We start from the raw sequence: 19,541 nt of genomic DNA, 5'->3' as shown, positions 1-19,541 counted from the left end.
TCTTCTCTTACCAGTGCCACGCGGCGCCCAAGCACTCTGCGTCAAAATGGTGGCACTGCTCTGGAGGGACGGACCGAGGGGGCCTACGGGTGGCGCAGACGCGACTGTCGATGCAGGAGCTGATCAAGCTGCGCAGACGCGTCGGATTCGTGGGGCGGGGCATGGAACGGGCCGCGTTCGGGGCGAACTTCGACGCACCTCCCGAGGACGAGCGGCATCGCTTCCGGTTCCACGTGCACGGCAACGCGGGGGTCGGGAAGACATTCCTGGTCAGGGAGCTGGAGCACATCGCCCGCGAGAGGGGCGCCCTGACCGCCTACGTCGATGAGGGCGTCGGCAGCGTGCCGGAGATGATGGCCGCTGTGTGCAGGCAGTTCGCGGCACAGGGACACCGGTTCAAGGAACTGGATCGATTGCTCGCCGCACACAGGGACCGGCGGCACGAGGCGGAGGCCGCGGTGGCGGCGCTCCAGTCGGAGCCGGAGGGGCCGTCGGCCGGCAGCTTGGCCGCTGCTCGGGCCGGTCTTGTCGGGCTGGGCATGGTGCCTGTGGTGGGCCCCTTCGCCGGTGCTCTCGACGCGGACCGGCTCGCGCAGGGAGCCGACCGGGTACGAGCCGGCGTCAGCGCACGCTTCCGCAGCCAGGAGGATGTGCAGCTGGTCCTCGATCCGGAACGGGTCCTCACGCCCGTCCTGCTCGGTCAACTGGCCGAGGTGGCGGCCGCCGTGCCCTGGATCGTCCTCTTCCTGGACACGTACGAGCTCACCGGGCCGTTCCTCGACGGCTGGCTGCACGAGGTCATGACCACGGACCGGCACGGCGCCCTGCCTGCCACGGTCGTCGTGGTCACCGCCGGGCAACTCCCCCTGGACAGCGCCCGCTGGGGTGGCTTCGCCGACTTCGTCACCGACGTGCCCCTCGGGCCGTTCACGGAGACGGAGGCGCGCGGGCTGCTGGCGGAGAAGGGGGTGGTCGCCGAGCCGGTGGTCGAGGAGGTCCTGCGGCTCACCGGTGGGCTGCCCGTGCTCGTCTCGACCCTGGCGGAGCAGCGCCCGGACGACCCTGCGGACATCGGTGACCCCAGTGCCACGGCGGTCGAACGCTTCCTGAAGTGGGAGCACGACCCGGCGCGCAGGGCGGTGGCCCTGGCCTGCGCACTGCCCCGGCGCCTCGACATGGACGTGTTCCGGGCGCTCGTGGACCGCCCCGTGGAGGAGGCGGAGGCCCTCTTCGGATGGTTGCGCGGCCTGGCGTTCGTCGACGACCGGGGCGACCGGCTGCGCTATCACGACCTGGTACGCGAGCCGATGCTGAGGTTGCAGCGACGCCGCTCACCACGCGGCTGGACCGAGCGGCACGAGAAGCTCGCGGAGGTGTACGGCGGCTGGCGTGAGGAGGCAGGGCGGGGCCTGGGCGACCTCGCGGTGTGGAAGCACGAGGAGTGGCGCGCACTGCGGCAGGAGGAGACGTATCACCTGCTGTGCGCCCGGCCGTCGGCGGCGCTCGGTGATGCGTTGCGGGAAGTGGTGGAGGCCTGTCGCACGCACGTGGTGGTCGGCCGTCACTGGGCGCGCATGCTGGACGACGCCGGTTGGGCCACGGGGGCCTCGGACCTCCGTGACTGGGGCGGGCGTCTGCGCGGGGCGCTCGCCGACGAGGCGGACGGCGCGGTGAAGGCCATGGACCTCCTGCTGTCCCGCCCCGGACTCGACACCAAGGGCCGGGCCACGGCGCATGCGCTGCGCGGCACCAGACTGCGCAACGACGGGGAGTACGGGCGGGCCCTGCTCGAGTACGACCAGGCGATCGGACTCGATCCGGAGCTCTCCAGGGCGTATTACGGCCGGGGCTTCACCCACCAGTTGCGCGGCGACCTGCAAGCGTCCCTGGCGGACCTCGACCGTGCGAACGAACTGGCTCCGCAGGACGGTTGGATCCTCGCGGCCCGTGGGGAGACGCGCCGTATGGCGGGCCGGTACGAGGAGGCCGTCGCCGACCTGGACCGAGCCGTGGCCCTCGATCCGACCGATCTCTATTCCCTGGCGTGCCGGGCCGAGAGCCGACAGGCGCTCGGACAGTACGACGAGGCCATGGCCGACCTGGCGCTGGCGCTCGCAGTGGACGAGGACTACGTGTGGGGCCTCGTGTACCGGGCCACTCTTCTGGCAGCCCAGGAGGAGTGGGAGGACGTCTTCGCCGATCTGGATCGGGCGGCCCGCATCGTGCCCGATTCCCCCTGGGTCGCGTGGGAACGGGGCGAGGCCTACCGGCTCGCAGGCCGGTTCGAGGACGCCGTCGCCGAACTCGGCCGGGCCCTGTCCCTCAATCCCGATGATGACGAGGCCCTGGCGAGCCGCGGAGTGGCCCTCCACAGACTGGACAGGACGGAGGAGGCGCTGGCCGACCTCGATCGGGCCCTTGAGCTGGACTCCGACTATGTGTGGGCTCTGGTGATGCGAGCCTGGGTGCGCCGCGAACAGGGAGACCACAAGGGCGCCTTCGAGGACCTTCGCCGAGCTGTCGCCCTGCAGCCGGACAGCGCCTGGGTCGGCGTCGAACTGGCGGAGGCGTATCGCATCGTCGGCCGGCACGAGGAGGCACTGGCAGTCCTGAGGGATGTGCTGGAACGCGACCCGGACAGCCCCGCTGCGCTGGCGGGTCTGGGTGCGACACACCGGGCGGTGAAGGCGTATACCGAGGCCCTGCGGTGTCTGGATCGTGCCCTGGAGCTGAAACCGGACTACGGATGGGCCCATGCCGGTCGGGCGCGGGTCTGCCTGGCGGTCGGGCGGAGTGAGCAGGCGCTGGCCGACCTGGACCGGTGCGTGGCCCTGGGCTGGGACGCGGACTGGGCGCGCTCCGAGGCCGTCGAGCTGCTGATGCGGTGCGACCGATGGGACGAGGCGCTGGTCAGACTGGCCGAAGCGGGCCGGACGGCGGCGTCCCGAAGCCCTCTCGACGAGTTGTGGTGCGAGGCCTACCGGCGCGCGGGGCAGTGGGCGGCGGCGCGGTGGCACGCCGAGCGAATGCGTTCGGAGGACCCGGTCGGCGGAACCATCTGTCTGGCCCTGACAGTCGGTCGCTCCGAGGGGCTTCGAGCCTCGGCGCCTCTCTGGCGGGAGCTGGCGCGACTGCTGGAGAACGAAGACACCGGGTGGGGTGCCTTGGGACTGTGCCTGGCGGGGTGGCCGCTCGGCGACTGGAGCCGGGCCGACCGGGGGCTGGCCGAGCTGATGGCTTCGGCTCCTGACTGGAACCTGCTGGCGGCATTGGCCGACCTCCTCACCGAACTGCTGAGCAGCCCGGATGCCGACCGGGCCCGCCTGTCCCCACGCCTGGCAGCGGTGGCGGCGGCGCGCGACGCGGTGCGGACGCGGTACGCGCCGCGACCCGCGAGCAGCTGAATGCCGCCACGGCGGATCGTCACGGCGTACACGAACCGTTCGGCGCGGCTCATAGCCGACCAATCGCGACCACTCTTGTCAGAGCTCACATACCGATCCGCCCCCTGAACCGATCGTTCCCCGTCGAATACAGTGCTGAGCTGTCGTACGTACGGACGGTGCCCTGGGGAGGTCTGGTGGATGCGACAGCGGGCGCCGTGTGGGGTCGCACCGAGCAGCAGGACTTCCGCAGCCGGGTGCGCGGAACGCTGCTCGGCGTCGCCGTGGGGGACGCGCTCGGCGCGCCCGTCGACGGGCTGGACATCGACGGGATCCGGGCGGCGCACGGCCCGGAGGGTGTCGTGGACCTCGCCCCGTCGCACGGCAGACGCGGCGCCGTCACCCACCTCACCCAGCTCACCCTCTTCTCCGTGGACGGGCTGATCCGCGCCCAGGTCCGCCGCGACACCGGCGCCTGGCACCCGCCGACCGACCTGCACCGGGCGTATCTGCGCTGGGCCGCCACCCAGCGCGACTGGGGCCCGGACGAGCGCCGCAAGGACGACGGATGGCTGGCCCGCGAGGAGTGGCTGTACGCCCGCCGGGACCCCGCCCGCCACCTGCTGCTCGGACTCGGCGACCAGATCATGGGCACGCTGGAGGCCCCCAAGAACCCCGGCGAGACCGGCCCCGAGGCCGCCGCACGCTCCGCGCCCTTCGGGCTGCTCGTCGGCTGGGAGCCCCAACTCGTGGTGCAGCTCGCGGTGGAGTGCGCCGCCCAGACGCACGGCCACCCCACCGCCTACCTCGCGGCGGGCGCGTACGCCGCGATGGTGCACACCCTGGCGCGCGGCGAGAGCCTGGACGGCGCGGTGCAACGGGCGCTGGCGCTGCTCGCCGCCCGGCCCGGCCACCAGCCGGTCTCCACCGCCCTCCAGATGGCCCTCGGCGCCGTACGGCAGGGCATTCCGACACCGGAACGGGTCGCCGACCTGGCCGGAGACGGCACCGCGGACCGGCTCGTCTCCGCCGCCGTCTACTGCGCCCTGGTCGGCGAGGACGTACGGCACGGACTGCGCCTGGCCGCCAACCACGACGGCCCCTCCGCCACCACCGCCTCCCTCACCGGCGGCCTCCTCGGCGCCCTGCACGGCGAGACCGCCCTGCCCCCGGCCTGGCTCGCGGAGCTGGAGGGCCGCGCCACGATCCTCGAACTCGCCGACGACTTCGCGATGGAGATGACCCAGGGCCCCGCCCTGCACACCCCGGCCACCGCGTCCTCGGCCTGGCTGTCCCGCTATCCGCGGGGCTGACCCGCTATCCGCGGGGCTGACCTGCGGGGGCGGGTTCCCTCCCGGCCGTCCCCTCCTGCAAGATGACCTTCGTTCATCTCATATGCCTCTTGTGCGATCACCAACGGGAGAAACCTCACGTGTCCGAGCAGCCGCAGCAGCCCCCGCAGCCGCCCCAGCCCCCTTCGTCCGGGTACGGCTACCCCGGCGCGGGGCCGTACGCGGGCGGCGGCCCCGGCCCGTACGGCTACCCCCCGCAGTACCAGCAGCAGCCCGGCTACGCCGGCCCGGTCCCGCCCGGTACCTACACCGGTGACCCCAACGCGCCCTACGGCTACGACATCTACGGGCGCCCGTACTCCGACAAGTCGAAGATCGTCGCGGGCGTGCTGCAGTTCGTCCTGGGCAGCTTCGGTGTCGGACGCTTCTACACGGGTCACGTGGGCATGGCGCTGGGCCAGCTCTTCACCTGCGGCGGGCTCGGCATATGGGCGCTGATCGACGCGATCCTCCTGCTGACCGGTGACCACACCGATGCCAAGGGACGCGTCCTGCGTGGCTGAGACGGTCCGGCCGCCCCGCCGCGGCACCGCGCTCCGTCTGCTGTCGGGACATCCCGCGACGGCTCCGCTCGCCGTGCTCGCCGCCGGGGTGGCCGGCTCCGTCCACGTCTACGGCACCGACCCGCATCTGCCGGGCCAACTCCTGCCGCCGTGCCCGTTCCACTTCGTCACGGGCCTGCTCTGCCCCGCCTGCGGCGGCACCCGCATGGTGTACGACCTGATGCACGGCCGCTTCGACGCCGCCTGGCTGGACAACCGGGCGCTGCTGCTCGCCTCGCCCTTCGCCCTCGCGCTGCTGGCGCGCTGGATGGGGGAAGGGCTGCGCGGGCGTCACTGGAGGCCCCGTGTCGGCAGGCGGACGCAGGCGCTGATCCTCACCGCCGCCGTGGTCTGGACGGTGGCCCGCAACCTCGCGTGACGTCCCATCCGTTGGTCTTGATCACGGAAAAGGCACAATCACTTCACGCCACTCCCGTCGGCCTCGGTCATCTCCCTATGCTCCTGGTCATCGGGGGGACGGCCGGGCGTGACGGGGTCATGCGCGGGCGGATTCAGGACACGGCCGCGGTATGCGGACCTGCTCGGTGACGGCTGCCTCCTGCTGTCGGAACTCCCCGTTCCGGCCCTTCGCGTACTTCTCAGGAGCAACAGCACATGACCGTCCCCACCGCCGACGCCCCCTACGGTGTCGACCCGCTCGGCCGCCCGTACTCGGACAAGTCCAAGATCGTCGCGGGCATCCTCCAGATCTTCCTCGGCACCCTCGGCATCGGCCGCTTCTACGTGGGCTCCGTCGGCGTGGGTGTGGCGCAGCTGCTCACCTGCGGTGGCCTGGGCCTCTGGGCGCTGATCGACGGCATCCTGTTCCTCACGAGCAACGACCGCACCGACAAGCAGGGCCGCGTGCTGCGCGGCTGACGTCGACCGGTCAACAGGCAAGGGCCGCGCTCCCGACGGGAGCGCGGCCCTTGCCTGTTGACCGCTTCCCTAATCCACCCGGGCCCCGACACCGTCCGCCGGACCGCCCTGTGCCGGTACCGGCGCCGCCGCGCTGTCGTCGTCCGTGTTGATCTTCTCGATGACCGCGAGTCGCTCCGCCGTGTCCTCCGGCTTCAGGAAGCCGATGAGGATGTACAGGACCAGCGACACCGCCAGCGGGATCGACACCTGGTACTGGAGCGGCACCCCGCCCTCGACGTTCCAGTCGATCGGGTAGTTGACCAGCCAGAAGGCCAGCAGTCCCGCCGCCCAGCTGGTGAGCGCCGCCGTCGGGCCCGAGCGGCGGAACGGACGCAGCAGGCCGAGCATCATCGGGATGGCGATCGGGCCCATCAGTCCGGCCACCCACTTGATGACCACCGTGATGATGTCCTTGAACGTCGGCGAGTTCACCTGCGTCGCCACCGCCATGGACAGGGCGAGGAAGACGACGGTCGTCAGCCGCGCGCTGATCAGCCCGGACCGCTCCGACCAGGTGCGCGCCTTCGCCGAGATCACCGGTGCGACGTCCCGGGTGAAGACCGCGGCGATCGCGTTGGCGTCCGAGGAGCACATGGCCATGGTGTGGGAGAAGAAGCCGACGATGACCAGGCCCAACAGGCCGTGCGGCAGCAGCTGTTCGGTCATCAGGGCGTAGGAGTCGGAGCCGTCCGGCTTCTGCGCGTCGACCAGCAGCGGCGACATCCACATGGGGAAGAACAGCACCAGCGGCCAGACCAGCCACAGCACCGCCGACAGCCGCGCCGACCGCTCGGCCTCCTTGGCGTTCGGGGTGGCCATGTAGCGCTGGGCCTGGTTCAGCATGCCGCCGTTGTACTCGAACAGCTTGATGAACAGGAACGCCAGCAGGAACACCGTGCCGTACGGCCCCACCAGCGGCTTCTCGTGGCCGGCCAGCTCCGGTCGGTCCCAGACGCCGAAGAAGCCGCCGTAGTCGCCGAGTTTCACCACGACGGCGACGAACATCGCGACACCGGCGAGGAGCTGGATCACGAACTGTCCCAGCTCGGTCAGCGCGTCGGCCCACAGGCCGCCGATCGTGCAGTAGATGCCGGTGACGACACCGGTGATCAGGATGCCCTGGTTCAGGGAGACGCCGGTGAAGACCGACAACAGGGTCGCGATCGCGGCCCACTTGGCGCCCACGTCCACGATCTTCAGCAGGATCCCGGACCAGGCCAGCGCCTGCTGGGTCTTCAGGTCGTAGCGGGTCTTGAGGTACTCCAGCGGGGAGGCCACATGGAGCCTGGAGCGCAGCCGGTTGATCCGGGGCGCGAACAGCTTCGACCCGATGGCGATGCCGATCGCGATGGGGAAGGACCACGTCACGAACGACGTGACCCCGTAGGTGTAGGCGATCCCGGCGTACCCGGTGAACATCACCGCGCTGTATCCCGACATGTGGTGCGAGATACCGGACAGCCACCACGGCATCTTGCCGCCGGCGGTGAAGAAGTCGCTGACGTTGTCGACGCGTTTGTGCGACCACACGCCGATCGCGACCATCACGCCGAAGTAGCCGATGAGCACGGCCCAGTCGAGACTGTTCATGTGTCAACCTTCCGGGATCCGCCTGGTGAACGGCCCGCTCATCGTGGGTGCGTCGACGCGGGCACGACAAGGAAGTGGAAGGTCAAGAGCAAGCAAAAAAGTTCTGTACGATGACCTGTGTTCATCTACTTGAACACCCTCGGTGGGCTCAGCGCATCAGCTCCCCTGCGTTGACCAGCAACGACTGCCCGGTGACGGCCCGCGCCCGGTCCGACGCCAGAAACGCCACCGCGTCCGCCACGTCCCCGTCCGTGGCCAGCTCCGGTAAGGCCATCCGGTCCGTCAGGCGCGCCAGCACCTCCTCCTCGGAGACCCCTTCGGTGTGCGCCGTGAACCGCACGTACGCCTGCACCGGCGGGCCCCACATCCAGCCCGGGAGCACGGTGTTGACCCGGATCCGGTGCGGGCCCAGCTCCCGGGCCAGCGAGTACATCGCGCTGGTCAGCGCCCCCTTGGACGCCGCGTACGCCGCCTGCCGCACCTGCGACGGGGCGGCCACCGCCGACTGCGTCCCGATGAACACCACCGACCCGCCGCCCCGTTCCCTCATGCCCGCCAGGCACGCCCGCGTCATCCGCAGCGAGCCCAGCAGGTTCACGTCCAGCACCGAGAGCCAGGTGGCGAAGTCGGCGTCCTCCAGTCCGCCGAAGTAGCTGTCCCAGGCGGCTACATGGACCACCGCGTCGATCCCCCCGAACCGTTCCCGCGCGAGCCCGGCCAGCGCCGAGCACTGCCCCTCGTCGGTGATGTCCGTCGCGCGGTACGCGGTACGCGCCCCGTCCGGATCGATCGCCGCGGCGCTCTTGGCGAGGTTCTCCTCGGTCCGCGCGCCCAGCACCGCGTTCCCGCCGTCGCGCACGACGGCGGCCGCGACCTGGTGTCCGAGCCCGGCCCCGACGCCCGACACGACGACGGTCCTTCCGTCGAGCAGTGACACGGGGCCTCCCTGGGTCTGGCATGTCATCTGACGGACCGTCAGAGTAGGGGCAAGCGCAGGAGGAGGGAAGGTTCGATGTCCGAAGAGACCCGTGACGACCTCTACGCCGGCCTGGCCGCCGTCGGCCCCTACGGCGTCCGCCCCGGCCACGCCCTGATCACCATGGTCGAACCGCACCCCGGCCACGAGTACGCCTACAACCGCTGGTACGAGGACGACCACTACTACGCCGGTGCGATGGCCATGCCCTGGATGTACGCCGGACGCCGCTGGGTCGCCACCCGCGACCTGCAACTCCTGCGCCGGCCGGAGAAGTCGGCGATCGCCCAGCCCGTCACCGCCGGCTGCTACCTCTCCACGTACTGGATCACCGAAGGGCGCCACGCCGACCACATGCAGTGGACCGTCGCGATCAACAAACGCCTCAACCGCGACGCCCGCGTCCACCACGCGCGCACCCACGTCTTCACCGCGTTCCAGGACCACGAGGCGACCGTCTACCGCGACGGCGCCGCCGGCCCCCGCGACTTCCACGCCCTCGACCACCCCTACGAGGGGCTCGTCCTCCAGGTCGTCGACGCCGAGTCGCCGCAGCGGCGCGCCGCACTGCTGGAGTGGCTGCGCGACCGCCACCTGCCCGGGCGCCTCAGGAACTCCCCGGCCGCCCTGGTGACCGTCTTCCGCCCGGTCCCGTTGCCCGGCGAGCGCATGACCTACGTCAAGCAGGTCGAGGGCGTCGACACCCGGCTGACCCTGCTGTGGTTCCTGGAGACGGACCCGAGGGACTGCTGGGCCGAGCACTTCGAGGACCTCGACGTACCCGAGGAGCGGGGCCGCACGGAGCTGGTCGCCCCCTTCATCCCCACGGTGCCGGGAACGGACCGCTACGTCGACATGCTCCGCTGATCACCTGAGCTCCTCCGGACACGGCGTCCCCCGCGGCCACTCGTAGGGCGACGCCAGCCGGTACGTCCCCGCGCGCGGCGCCACCAGCACCGTCCACTTGTCGCCCTCGGCGTCCTCCTCGGTCTCCATCAGGCAGCCGTCCACGTTGCGGTACGTCTTCGGCGTGCCCTCGGGCCGGTCCTTGGAGGCCTCCGTCTCCTGGGGCGCCTGGATTCCCTCGCCCTCGGCGTCGACCAGCTTCAGCCACGGCGAGTACGGCACCCGTATCAGCACCCGGCCCGGCCGGCTCACCCCGAGCGTCATCTCCCCCTGCTCGGCCCGCTCGACGGTCGCCGGGGGATCGGCGAGCGGGGCCGGGTCGGTCACCCGGAACAGCTGCCAGCTCGCGTCCCCCCAGATCTGCGTCAGATACGGCAGCCCACGCTGCACCAGCTGCCGCTCCCGCTCGCCGCCGTCCCCGTCCGGCTCGTCCTTGGGCAGCACGACGTAGTGCACGGCCCAGCGCTTGAGCCACTCGTGGTAGTTGGCCGAGTTGAGGGTGTCGTCGTAGAAGAGCGGGTTGCGCTCCATGTCCGCCTGGCGGTTCCAGCCCCGGGCGAGGTTGACGTACGGGGCGAGCGCGGAGGCCTCGCGGTGGGAGCGGGCCGGGACCACCTCGACGCGGCCCTTCCCGGCGCCCACCTCCTGCAACTCGTTGACCAGCGGGGCCAGCTCACGCGCCCAGGACGCACGCGGCGTCGTGTTGACGACGTCGTCCACCGACTTGTACCCGATCCAGGCGACGAACCCGGTGAAGGCGACGACGATCGCGTACCACTTGCGCGAACGCGGCACCGCGAACGGCAGTGCCGCCAGCAGCGCCACCCCCGCGAACAGCATCGACAGCCGGGTGATGTTCGAGCCGATCTGCGAGCTGATCAGCCACACCAGCAGCACCGACAGGCCGTACACGGCGGAGGTGATGCGGACCGTCGTCCAGTCGCGCGGGACCAGCAGGACGACCAGGGCCGCGTAGACCACGGGCAGCAGGGCCGACCCGAACGACATCGGCTGCGTGCCGGAGAACGGGAACGCCCACGCCGACACCCCCACCACCGCGGCGGGCGCCAGCCCCAGCGCCCACGCGCCGGGCCGCCGCTTCTGGAGGAACAGCGCGACCGCGACCAGCCCGACGAACAGCCCGGCCACCGGCGAGGACATGGTGGCGAGCGCGGCCAGCGGCGCCGCGCACAGGGCCTTCGCCCACCGCTTGTACCGCCAGCGGTAGGGCCAGCAGAACACCACCGCCACCGCGCCCAGCGCGAACAGCGTGCCGAGCCCGAACGTCACCCGCCCCGACGCCGCGTTGCACAGCAGCCCGAACACCCCCGCGAGCCCGGCCCACAGCGGCTCCCGCACCACCCGGCTGCGCTTGAGGACCAGGGTCAGCAGCCCCGCCGACAGCGTCCCCGCGACCATCATCGTCGTCCGCACCCCGAGCAGCGACATCAGATAGGGCGAGACCATGCTGTAGGAGACCGGATGCATCCCGCCGTACCAGGCGAGGTTGTACGCGGAGTCCGGGTGCCGGCCCACGAACTCGGCCCAGGCGTCCTGCGCCGCGAGGTCCCCACCGCTGTTCGCGAACGTGAAGAACCAGGTGACGTGGAGCACTCCCGCGACGACGGTGGTGACGAGGACGGGATGCCGCTTCAGCCGCTTCAGCCGCTCACGGACGGTCACGCCGTGCGGCGGGTCCGGCTCGTCCGGCGCCTTCGGCGCGGGCGTCGATCCGCCGGGCGGCCCGGCGGGCACGCGTATTCGCGAACCGGCTCCCGCCTCCTGACCGGTGTCGTCGGTGCGTGTCGGCTCCGCAGTGGCCACCTGTGGCGCTCCCCGTGTCCCGTCGTCCGTTCTCCCCCGCATACCCCGTTTACCGGCCGTTCCCGGCCCTGTGACGAGGCGTTCCCGTGCCCGTCCCGTACGCGGGTACCCTGTCCCGTTTCGTGACGCTAGCACGCACCCCGCCGACGGGTGCCCGGGGAGGGCTTCGTCGACGGGGTGCGAGGGCGGGGCGGGCCGCCCGGGTCAGGCGATGCGGGTCAGCTTGTCCGGGAAGGCCGGTTCGGCGAGATCCGACCGGAGGGCCACCGGCACCTCGACCGCGCCGCCGCTGCCGTCACCCACGGTGAGCGTGCCCACCTTGGTCCCGGCCTTCGCGGTGTGCGGTACGTCGTCCGCGGTGAACGACAGCTCCACCTCGTGGCCGGCCCAGCCGACCGCGGTGACGTCCTGCGTGGCGACGACCGGCGTCCGCCCGCCGAGCCCGTCGTCGACGTACCCGACGACGTCGCCCTTCTTGAGGATCTTCGCCGGGGTCAGCGCCTCGCGCGCGGCTTGCAGCGCCGTCTTGCTGACCTCGTTGACGGTCTCGATGATCGGGGCCTTGTGCTGCCCGAGGATGGCGCCGACCACGGTCACCGTCTCACCGCCGACCTCCTTGCGGGCGGCGAAGAGGAGGTTGCCGCCGGCGGCGCTGGTGGTGCCGGTCTTGATGCCGATCCCGCCGTCGTAGGGGACCAGTTTGTTGTAGTTGTACCACTTCTGGCCGGACGGATCGATCCACTCTCCCATCGAGGTGATCTCCACCAGGCCCGGGTTCTGGACCAGTTCGTTGCCCAGCTTCACCTGGTCCTCGGCGGTGGAGACGGTGCTCTCCTTCAGGCCCGAGGCGTCGGTGTACGTGGTGTTCTTCATGCCCAGTTCCTTGGCGGCGTCGTTCATCTTCTTGATGAACGCGGCCTCGGTGCCGGAGTCCCAGCGCGCGAGCAGGCGGGCGATGTTGTTGGCCGAGGGGATCATGATGGCGGAGAGCGCCTGGCGCAGGGTGAGCTCGTCGCCCTTCTTGACGGTGTTCAGCGTGGACTCGCCGTCCAGGTTGTAGCCGCCCTCCTTCTCGGCGAGCGCGTCGACCGGGATCTTCGGGCCCTCCTCGCCGGACTTCAGCGGGTGCTTCTTCAGCACGACGTACGCCGTCATGGCCTTGGCGACCGAGCCGATGGCGACCGGCTCCTGCTTGCCGAAGTCGCCCATCGTGCCGATGCCGTTGACGTCCATCCAGCCCTGCCCCTCGCCCGGCCACGGCAGGCTGACGCCCTGGCCCTCGAAGCTGTACGACTCCTTCGCCGTGAGCTCCAGCGTCGGCGTGGGCAGCGGGCGGAAGGCCTGCACGATCGCAAACGCGATCACCAGCAACAGGGCCAGCGGCGTCCAGATCTTGACCCGCCGCACCGCCGTCCGCAGCGGAGTCTCCGGCGGCGGCGGGGTGTTGGTCAGCTCGGCCAGCAGATCCAGTGGCGGCTTCGGCGGCAACGGCTGCTGCGTCGTCCGCTCCGGACCGACCTGCGGCACGACGGCGGTCCGGTCGGCGGGGCCCTTGGACGTGTCCGCGGGGACCCGGGGCAGCGCGGTCGTCGCGTCGGCGGCCGGGGCGGCCGGCGGGGGCTTGCGCGTCGACGGGTCGTCCAGCGGCTTGAGCGCGACGAACTTGCTGGTCCGCTCCGCCTCCGACTCCGGGGCCGGAGCGGGCTTCCTGGCGTCCCCGAGCTTCAGCATGGTCGTCGGCTGGTCGACGGCGGGCTTCACGGCCCGGAAGACGGCGGTGGGCTGGTCCACGGGGGGCGCGTCGGCCTTGGGGGCGGCGGGGGAGGACTTGGCGGCGGGCTCTACATCGGGCTGGGCGTCGGGGGCGCGCTCGCCGTCGTCCTCCGGGTCGTCCAGGTCGTCCGGAGCGTCCTCGGTGTCGGCCGGCACGGCGTCGCGCGGCGCGTCTTCCGCGTCGGGCTCGGTGTCGGCCGTGTCGGCCGCCGTGTCGCCCTCGGAGTCGTCGTCGGCCTCGACGGCGTCCTCGGGCTCCTCGGCGGCGGCAGCGGCCCTGTCGTCGCCCTCCGCGTCGTCCGGAGCGTCCTCGGTCTCCTCGGCGTCGTCCGAGGCGTCGCGGTGACCCTCCTCGGTGTCGGCATCGGCATCGGCGGACTCCGTGGCGTCGGCGGGGGCGTCGGTGTCGTCCCCGTCGGCCTCCTCGGCGTCGGCGGGGGCGTCGGTGTCGTCCCCGTCGGCCTGCTCGGCGTCGGCGTCGGTGTCGTCGTTGTCCACCTCGCCCCGGGCCGCGGGCTCTTCGGTGGAGGCCTGCTCGCCCGGGCCGGACGTCACCCAGGCCGCCACGGCCGCCCTGAGGCGCTCGTCGCCCGAGTCGCCCGAGTCGCCCGAGTCACCCGACTCCGTGCCGCTCTCGGCAGCCTCGCGCTCCGCGCCGCCGACGGGCTCCTCGGAAGCCGTCTCCTCGGCGGCCCCCTCCGGCCGCTCCCTGACGGAGAGCACCCGCGTGGCGGTGTCCGGGCGCGTGTCCTCGGACTCCCGCGCCACGGCGAGCCGAGGGTCACGTGCGGTGGCGCCGCTCCTGGCCTCGGGAACCGGACTCGCGCTCCCCGGCGTCGGTTCTGCCGACGACTCGCGCTGCTTCGAACTGTCGGGGGACTCGCCCGCCACCGATGCCTCCTCCATGCGCCGCACGCCCGCGTGCGCGTACCGAACCGTGAACCGCCGTCCGGACGACCGCCCCCACAGCACTGCCCGAAGCGCTGTCCGAACCATGTACCAGTGTCCTGTGTGCGGACCCGGCCACCACCGAAGACGAGAACGACATACCTACTGGTTCCCTCTCAAACAGGTCACGCGCCCTCGACAGACCAATGTGAGAGGGGTCACCCTGTCATTCATCCACGCGGGGAGGCATGGATGGGCAGGAGCCGCAGAACACTTCCGGAGGAGCTTCTGCTGCTGGCACTGGACCCGGCCACGGGTACCACTGCACAGCCGCAGTCGCTCGACCTCGGTCTGGCCGGAGCACAGCTAGTGGAGCTGGCGCTGGCCGGACGGATAGCCCCAGACGGGGATCGTATCGCCGTGGTGGTGCCACGGCCGACAGGAGATCCGACACTGGATTGCGCGTTGGAGTTGCTGCGCAGACGCGGCGCCCCCGTACGGGCGGTCCACTGGATCGGCGGGCCACGACTGGGGCTCCGCCAGACCTACCTCTCGCATCTGGAGCGGTGCGGCATGGTGCATGCCGTGGCCGGACAGATGTGCGGGGTGTTGCCGACGACTCGTTACCAGGCGACGGACAACGCCATCAGCCGGGAGATCAGGGCCCGGCTGGACTCAGCGATCCGCACCGGCGTGCCGCCGGACCCGCGGACCGCGGCGCTCGCCGCACTGGCTCACGCGGTCGGCCTCGGCAAGCACCTGTATCCGGGCAACGAGGGACGCTCGTCCCGCTCCCGGCTGCGGGACCTGATCAGGCACGACCCGATGGGCGGCCTCGTGGCGCACGCCGTGATGGACGTCCAGAACGGTGTGGCGGCACAGCCGCGCCGCAGCCCGGCCCCGGCCGGCCGTCAGGCCGCCCCCGGAGCCAGGCCCGCGGAGGCGGCCCGGGGTGTCCCGGCGCAGCCGCACCACGGCACGATGGCACGCGCCGTGGCCCACTGAGCCGCAGTACCACGGCAGCGCGCCGCCACGCCGCACCACCGGGGCACCGCCACGCACCACCGGGCACCGCCGCGCACCAACAGGCAACGCACGCACAGGCATCACCACGCACCGCCGGGCATCACCGCGCAGCGCTCGTCATGACCACGCAGCACCTGTCATGACTCGCGCCGCCGGCGCCGCAGTCGAGTCCCCGAGAACCGCTCCGGGAGCCGCAGCGGTCCGCGCGGGGCGCCAGGAGCCGTCGTCGGGACGACGCACGGCCCCGGCCGCCCCGCGCGTCCGCGTGCCCACGCGGTGCCGCGTCCTCGTGCCCGCGCCCGGGAGGACTTCGCGTACCCCTCGAACGAACCGGCGTCCTGCCGCGTTCCCGCCGCGTATCCGCTGTTTCCCGGCGGTTTCCCAGCGGTAGGCAAGACCTTGGTGGCAGTCTGCTCAGCAGCAGATACGCATAGTTGCAAGTTCGAGGCACGCAGCCGGAGGTGCACGTCCCGTGGCGTCCAATGTCAATCCCACCGTCAGGCGACGCCGGCTGGGCCAGGAGCTCCGCAGGCTCCGTGAGCTCAAGGGCATGACGGCCGAGGAGGTCGCCGAGCGGCTGCTGGTGTCCCAGTCCAAGATCAGCCGGCTGGAGAACGGCCGGCGCAGCATCAGCCAGCGCGACGTCCGTGACCTGTGCGGTGTCTACGAGGTGGAGGACCACCGCATCGTCGACTCGCTGATGCAGATGGCCAAGGACTCGCGCCAGCAGGGCTGGTGGCACTCCTTCGGCGACATCCCCTACAGCGTCTACATCGGCCTGGAGACCGACGCGGCGAGCCTTCGGGTGTACGACCCGCAGGTCGTGCCCGGCCTGCTGCAGACCCGCCAGTACGCCGAGGCGCTGATCCAGGGCGCCCTGCCGGAGGCGACGCCGACCGACATCGACAAGCGCGTGCAGGTGCGGCTGCGCCGGCAGGAACGTATTGCCGCCGCGGAGAACCCGTTGCGGCTGTGGGCGGTGCTCGACGAGGCGGCCGTACGCCGCGAGGTGGGCAACAAGCAGGTGATGATCGACCAGTTGGAGCATCTGCTGGAGATGTCCCAGCTGCCGCACGTCACCGTGCAGATGATCCCGTTCCAGATGGGCGCGCACCCCGGCGTGAGCGGGCAGTACGCGATCCTGGAGTTCCCGGACGCCGCGGACTCCAGCGTGGTCTACATCGAGGGGGTCACCAGTGACCTCTACCTGGAGAAGCCGCTCGACGTGCAGAAGTACAGCGTGATGTACGAGCACTTGCGGGCGCAGGCCCTCAATGTCGACCAAACCCGGGAATTCCTCTCGGATGTGGCCAAGAGCTACGCCCGCTGAGACCTCCGGGACCGGCGGCGCGGAAAGATACACCGTCGCCCGGCTCATGCGGAAGACCCCACTGGAATATGCCAGCCGGTCGAGTGAATAGTCGCTCCGCGCGGCGATGTTGGCGAGTAGCGTCGATCACGCCATCGAGCAAGAACGTTGGCGCAATCACAGCAACTCAGCAACTGCTTACCGGAGCGAAAATGGCAATCAAGCAGGGCGCGACGGACACGTGGGTCAAGTCCTCGTACTCCCAGGGCAACGGCGCGTGCGTCGAGATCAAGTCCCCTGTCCTGTCCGCAATCTCCGTCCGGGACTCCAAGGTGACCGAGGGCCCCGTCCTCGCGTTCCCCGCGACCGCGTGGAGCGTCTTCGTGGCCTCGGTCAAGTCGTAAGGGGAGGGCCTCCCTGACGCCTCCCGACGACAACTACACAGCAGGACCACAAGAGCCCTCTCGACCAGTTCGCCGTCCTAGCCGAGAGGGCTCGGTCCTGCCCCGGCGCCGCCCCTACGACTCCTGCCGCGCCTGAGCGACGGGGAACGCCACGTCACACACCGGGTCCTCGGCCCCGGCCGAGGCCCAGTCCGCGAAGTACACCTCCCGGCAGGGTCCGTCGTACGCCAGCCCCTTCGCCCCCATCCACTCCTCCACCGCCTCGAACGCGGCCAGGATCTGCGGATGCGCCACCTGCGCCTTGGTGATCCGGGTGTAGGCCAGCCGCCGCGCAGGCTCCACCCGCACCCGCGCCTGACGGGCCCGGCCCGCCGTCTCGGCCCACGCCCGTGCCGCCGCCTCGTCGGCGACCGGCACACACGCCTCCACCGGCCCGTCGCTCTCCATCGACACCTCGGAGTGATAGACGACGAACGGCGCCGCGACGACGCCGCCGCACTCCCGGGCCGCCTCCTCCAACCGCCCGAGCGACGCCCCGATCCAGGCCGGCAGCTCATGCGCCAGCGTGTGCCGGGACTCGGTGATCACCACCTGCGGCGGCACGTCGACCGTCTCGACCGTGAACTTTCCATACATCTCGGTACTCCTCCCGGACAACCGTCCACGGAGGTACGCGGCGAGCGTCCGCTGCCCCGCCACCCGCGCCTCGACGTCCGCCCAGTACGTGGCGAGCCGGTCGGCGGCCTCGGTGCCGTCCGCCTCGACCACCTCGGCGATCCGGGACAGCGGCATGTCCAGCCGGCGCAGCAGCGCCACCAGCCGGGCGCGTTCCACCTGACCGGCGCGGTAGTGGCGGTAGCCGCTGGCCTCGTCGACGTACGCCGGGACCAGCAGCCCCAGGCGGTCGTACAGCCGCAGGGCCTTGGCCGACAGCCGGGCCCGCGCCGCGAACGCGCCGATGGTGAGCAGTTCCTCGTCCTGGGAGTCGGTCACCACGTCATCCTCCGTCACCGGGCGCCTGCCGCCCGGTGACAGGAGGCTGATGTCTGCCCCAGGGGCAGGGTCAACCGGCCAGCTGCGCCTCGACGGCCGCCACCACCTCGGCCGCCTCCGGCTCGGTCTTCGGCGAGAACCGGGCGACGACCGTGCCGTCCCGCCCGATCAGGAACTTCTCGAAGTTCCAGCGGATGTCGCCGCTGTGGCCCTCACCGTCGGCGAAGCCGGTCAGCCGCTGGTAGAGCGGGTGCCGGTCCTCGCCGTTCACCTCGACCTTCTCGGTCATCGGGAAGGTCACGCCGTACGTCGCCGAGCAGAACTCGGCGATCTCCTCGGAGCTGCCGGGCTCCTGCCCCATGAACTGGTTGCACGGCACGCCCAGCACGGTGAACCCACGGTCCGCGTACCGCTCGTGCAGCCGCTCCAGCCCGGCGTACTGCGGGGTCAGCCCGCACTTGGAGGCCACGTTCACGATGAGCACGGCCTGCCCGGCGTACTGCTTGAGGTCGGCCGCCCCGCCCTGGAGCGCGTCGATGTCGACGTCGAGAACTGATACGTGCGCGTCATTGGTCGTCATGGGGCGGATGCTACGTCCTGCCCCGCGGAGGCGAGGAGTACGTCCCCCGCCGCCGTGCGCGAGTACAGCACCGAGCGCCCCGCCCGCCGCCGCTCCACCAGCCCCGCGTCGCGCAGCACCCGCAGATGCCGGCCCGCCGACCCGAGCCCCTGCCCGGTCACCGCCACGACCTGCGTCGTGCTCATCGGCGTCGCCAGCAGCACGAGCACCTCGGCGCGCGCCCGCCCGAGCAGCGCGCCGAGACCGGCGGACACGGGCGGCCGCCCGCCCTCCCCGGCGAGCGCGCCCGCGCACGGGTAGACGACGGCGTACCGCTCCCGTCGCGGCTCCTCCCACGACACCCAGCCGGTCTGCGGTGTGACGGGCACGAAGAGCAGCTCCGCGCCGTCGATCTCCCGGGGCGGATACTCCTGCGCGTTGACCTGCAGCCTGCTCCGGCCGAGCCACCGCGTCCGCCCCGGCCGCAGCGCGTCCAGCACGGACGCCCAGCCACCCCGGCTGACCTGTGCGGTCCGCGCCACCACATCGGCCTCCAGCACCCGCCGCCGGCGCTCCCAGGACGGCCGTACGCCCTCGTCCCAGACGTACTCCACGAGCCGCGCGGCCCGCTCGGCGAGGTCGTCCCGCTCCAGTTCGGCGGGCAGCGGGCGGCCCAGGGACATCCGCAGATGCCCCCGCACCGCTTCCGGCGGCGCCGCCCGCACCCGTGCGATCGCCGCCGCGACGTCCTCCCCTTCCCGCGGCGTGGGCGTCAGGAAGTCGGCTATCCAGTCCCGGCCCAGCCCGGCGTCGACCAGCAGCGCGGTGACGGGATCGGCCGCGAGCCGGGCCCGGTACCCCGGCAGGTGGGCGCGCAGCCAGGCCTGCTCGCCGGGATGGGCGCCGACGCCGGCGTGCAGCAGCTTGAGGCTCGCGAAGGCCTCGGCGTAGGGGGAGAGGACGAAACGGCTGCGGACGAGCGTGTCGGCACTCACCTGCCACCACCCCATGAACCCGGCCCCTTCCTCTCGCGCGCGCTTGGGCGTTCCTTGCGTGTGGGCGTTCGTTGCGCTTGGGCGTTCCTTTCGCGTGTGC

Annotated in this window: 16 protein-coding genes; 9 read left to right on the top strand and 7 right to left on the bottom strand. The window is 71.7% G+C overall.

The features are described from left to right. Positions 1 to 89 precede the first annotated feature (89 nt). From ACIP2X_RS36010 to ACIP2X_RS35990, 5 genes are all read left to right on the top strand, one after another. A complete protein-coding gene (locus ACIP2X_RS36010; RefSeq protein WP_401681926.1) occupies positions 90 to 3,404 on the top strand; it encodes a tetratricopeptide repeat protein in 3,315 nt (1,104 codons plus the stop codon). Positions 3,405 to 3,580: 176 nt separating this feature from the next. After that, positions 3,581 to 4,696, top strand: a complete 1,116-nt coding sequence (locus ACIP2X_RS36005; RefSeq protein ID WP_401681923.1) for an ADP-ribosylglycohydrolase family protein — start codon at positions 3,581 to 3,583, stop codon at positions 4,694 to 4,696. 119 nt (positions 4,697 to 4,815) lie between these two features. Further along, a complete protein-coding gene (locus tag ACIP2X_RS36000) occupies positions 4,816 to 5,238 on the top strand; it encodes a TM2 domain-containing protein (RefSeq protein WP_401681920.1) in 423 nt (140 codons plus the stop codon). Beyond that, positions 5,231 to 5,656, top strand: coding sequence for a DUF2752 domain-containing protein (locus ACIP2X_RS35995; protein WP_401681917.1), 426 nt, complete (start codon positions 5,231 to 5,233; stop codon positions 5,654 to 5,656). Before ACIP2X_RS36000 ends, ACIP2X_RS35995 begins: the two co-directional genes overlap by 8 nt. A gap of 236 nt (positions 5,657 to 5,892) precedes the next feature. Continuing rightward, entirely contained in the window at positions 5,893 to 6,156 is a 264-nt protein-coding gene (locus tag ACIP2X_RS35990) for a TM2 domain-containing protein (RefSeq protein WP_401681914.1), read from the top strand. A gap of 69 nt (positions 6,157 to 6,225) precedes the next feature. Here ACIP2X_RS35990 and ACIP2X_RS35985 read toward each other — a convergent pair whose 3' ends face one another. Both ACIP2X_RS35985 and ACIP2X_RS35980 read right to left on the bottom strand, forming a co-directional pair. Beyond that, on the bottom strand, positions 6,226 to 7,788 hold the full coding sequence (locus ACIP2X_RS35985) for a sodium:solute symporter family protein (protein ID WP_401681912.1): 1,563 nt from the start codon (positions 7,786 to 7,788) through the stop codon (positions 6,226 to 6,228). Positions 7,789 to 7,936: 148 nt separating this feature from the next. Beyond that, positions 7,937 to 8,725, bottom strand: a complete 789-nt coding sequence (locus ACIP2X_RS35980) for an SDR family oxidoreductase (protein ID WP_401681909.1) — start codon at positions 8,723 to 8,725, stop codon at positions 7,937 to 7,939. 75 nt (positions 8,726 to 8,800) lie between these two features. On the opposite strand from ACIP2X_RS35980, the gene ACIP2X_RS35975 reads away from it, so the two are divergent. Next, positions 8,801 to 9,631, top strand: coding sequence for a hypothetical protein (locus ACIP2X_RS35975; protein ID WP_401681906.1), 831 nt, complete (start codon positions 8,801 to 8,803; stop codon positions 9,629 to 9,631). Here the strand turns inward: ACIP2X_RS35975 and ACIP2X_RS35970 are convergent, their stop codons facing one another. Together ACIP2X_RS35970 and ACIP2X_RS35965 are read right to left on the bottom strand one after the other, a co-directional pair. Then, positions 9,632 to 11,494, bottom strand: a complete 1,863-nt coding sequence (locus ACIP2X_RS35970; protein WP_401681904.1) for an MFS transporter — start codon at positions 11,492 to 11,494, stop codon at positions 9,632 to 9,634. 204 nt (positions 11,495 to 11,698) lie between these two features. Then, a complete protein-coding gene (locus ACIP2X_RS35965; RefSeq protein WP_401681901.1) occupies positions 11,699 to 14,158 on the bottom strand; it encodes a D-alanyl-D-alanine carboxypeptidase in 2,460 nt (819 codons plus the stop codon). 249 nt (positions 14,159 to 14,407) lie between these two features. On the opposite strand from ACIP2X_RS35965, the gene ACIP2X_RS35960 reads away from it, so the two are divergent. From ACIP2X_RS35960 to ACIP2X_RS35950, 3 genes are all read left to right on the top strand, one after another. Continuing rightward, a complete protein-coding gene (locus ACIP2X_RS35960; RefSeq protein WP_401681898.1) occupies positions 14,408 to 15,160 on the top strand; it encodes a GPP34 family phosphoprotein in 753 nt (250 codons plus the stop codon). A 493-nt stretch (positions 15,161 to 15,653) separates the two neighbouring features. Beyond that, positions 15,654 to 16,511: a helix-turn-helix domain-containing protein gene (locus tag ACIP2X_RS35955; protein WP_401681895.1), complete on the top strand. Its 858-nt coding sequence runs from the start codon at positions 15,654 to 15,656 to the stop codon at positions 16,509 to 16,511. Positions 16,512 to 16,702: 191 nt separating this feature from the next. Further along, positions 16,703 to 16,894, top strand: a complete 192-nt coding sequence (locus ACIP2X_RS35950; protein ID WP_401681892.1) for a DUF397 domain-containing protein — start codon at positions 16,703 to 16,705, stop codon at positions 16,892 to 16,894. Between the two features lie 114 nt (positions 16,895 to 17,008). On the opposite strand, the gene ACIP2X_RS35945 is transcribed toward ACIP2X_RS35950, so the two are convergent. The 3 genes from ACIP2X_RS35945 to ACIP2X_RS35935 are packed head-to-tail and all read right to left on the bottom strand — an operon-like array spanning position 17,009 to position 19,456. Further along, positions 17,009 to 17,905 carry a MerR family transcriptional regulator gene (locus tag ACIP2X_RS35945; RefSeq protein ID WP_401681890.1) on the bottom strand — a complete coding sequence of 299 codons (897 nt, stop codon included), beginning with the start codon at positions 17,903 to 17,905 and terminating at the stop codon, positions 17,009 to 17,011. A 52-nt stretch (positions 17,906 to 17,957) separates the two neighbouring features. Next, positions 17,958 to 18,467, bottom strand: a complete 510-nt coding sequence (locus tag ACIP2X_RS35940) for a glutathione peroxidase (RefSeq protein ID WP_401681887.1) — start codon at positions 18,465 to 18,467, stop codon at positions 17,958 to 17,960. Further along, on the bottom strand, positions 18,464 to 19,456 hold the full coding sequence (locus tag ACIP2X_RS35935) for an ArsR/SmtB family transcription factor (RefSeq protein ID WP_401681884.1): 993 nt from the start codon (positions 19,454 to 19,456) through the stop codon (positions 18,464 to 18,466). The genes ACIP2X_RS35940 and ACIP2X_RS35935 overlap by 4 nt, the downstream gene beginning before the upstream one ends. Between the last annotated feature and the right edge of the window lie 85 nt (positions 19,457 to 19,541).

Source organism: Streptomyces sp. NPDC089424 (assembly GCF_044749345.1).
Classification (GTDB): Bacteria; Actinomycetota; Actinomycetes; order Streptomycetales; family Streptomycetaceae; genus Streptomyces.
The sequence above is the reverse complement of the archived record's forward strand: the minus strand, read 5'-3'. Positions and strand labels throughout refer to the sequence as shown.

What these genes read in the sequence shown, in the direction of transcription:
- ACIP2X_RS35940 (WP_401681887.1), bottom strand. Translation starts at nt 18,467, where the DNA reads ATGACGACCAATGACGCGCACGTATCAGTTCTCGACGTCGACATCGAC.
- ACIP2X_RS35975 (WP_401681906.1), top strand. Translation starts at nt 8,801, where the DNA reads ATGTCCGAAGAGACCCGTGACGACCTCTACGCCGGCCTGGCCGCCGTC.
- ACIP2X_RS35935 (WP_401681884.1), bottom strand. Translation starts at nt 19,456, where the DNA reads ATGGGGTGGTGGCAGGTGAGTGCCGACACGCTCGTCCGCAGCCGTTTC.
- ACIP2X_RS35985 (WP_401681912.1), bottom strand. Translation starts at nt 7,788, where the DNA reads ATGAACAGTCTCGACTGGGCCGTGCTCATCGGCTACTTCGGCGTGATG.
- ACIP2X_RS35990 (WP_401681914.1), top strand. Translation starts at nt 5,893, where the DNA reads ATGACCGTCCCCACCGCCGACGCCCCCTACGGTGTCGACCCGCTCGGC.
- ACIP2X_RS35950 (WP_401681892.1), top strand. Translation starts at nt 16,703, where the DNA reads ATGGCAATCAAGCAGGGCGCGACGGACACGTGGGTCAAGTCCTCGTAC.
- ACIP2X_RS35960 (WP_401681898.1), top strand. Translation starts at nt 14,408, where the DNA reads ATGGGCAGGAGCCGCAGAACACTTCCGGAGGAGCTTCTGCTGCTGGCA.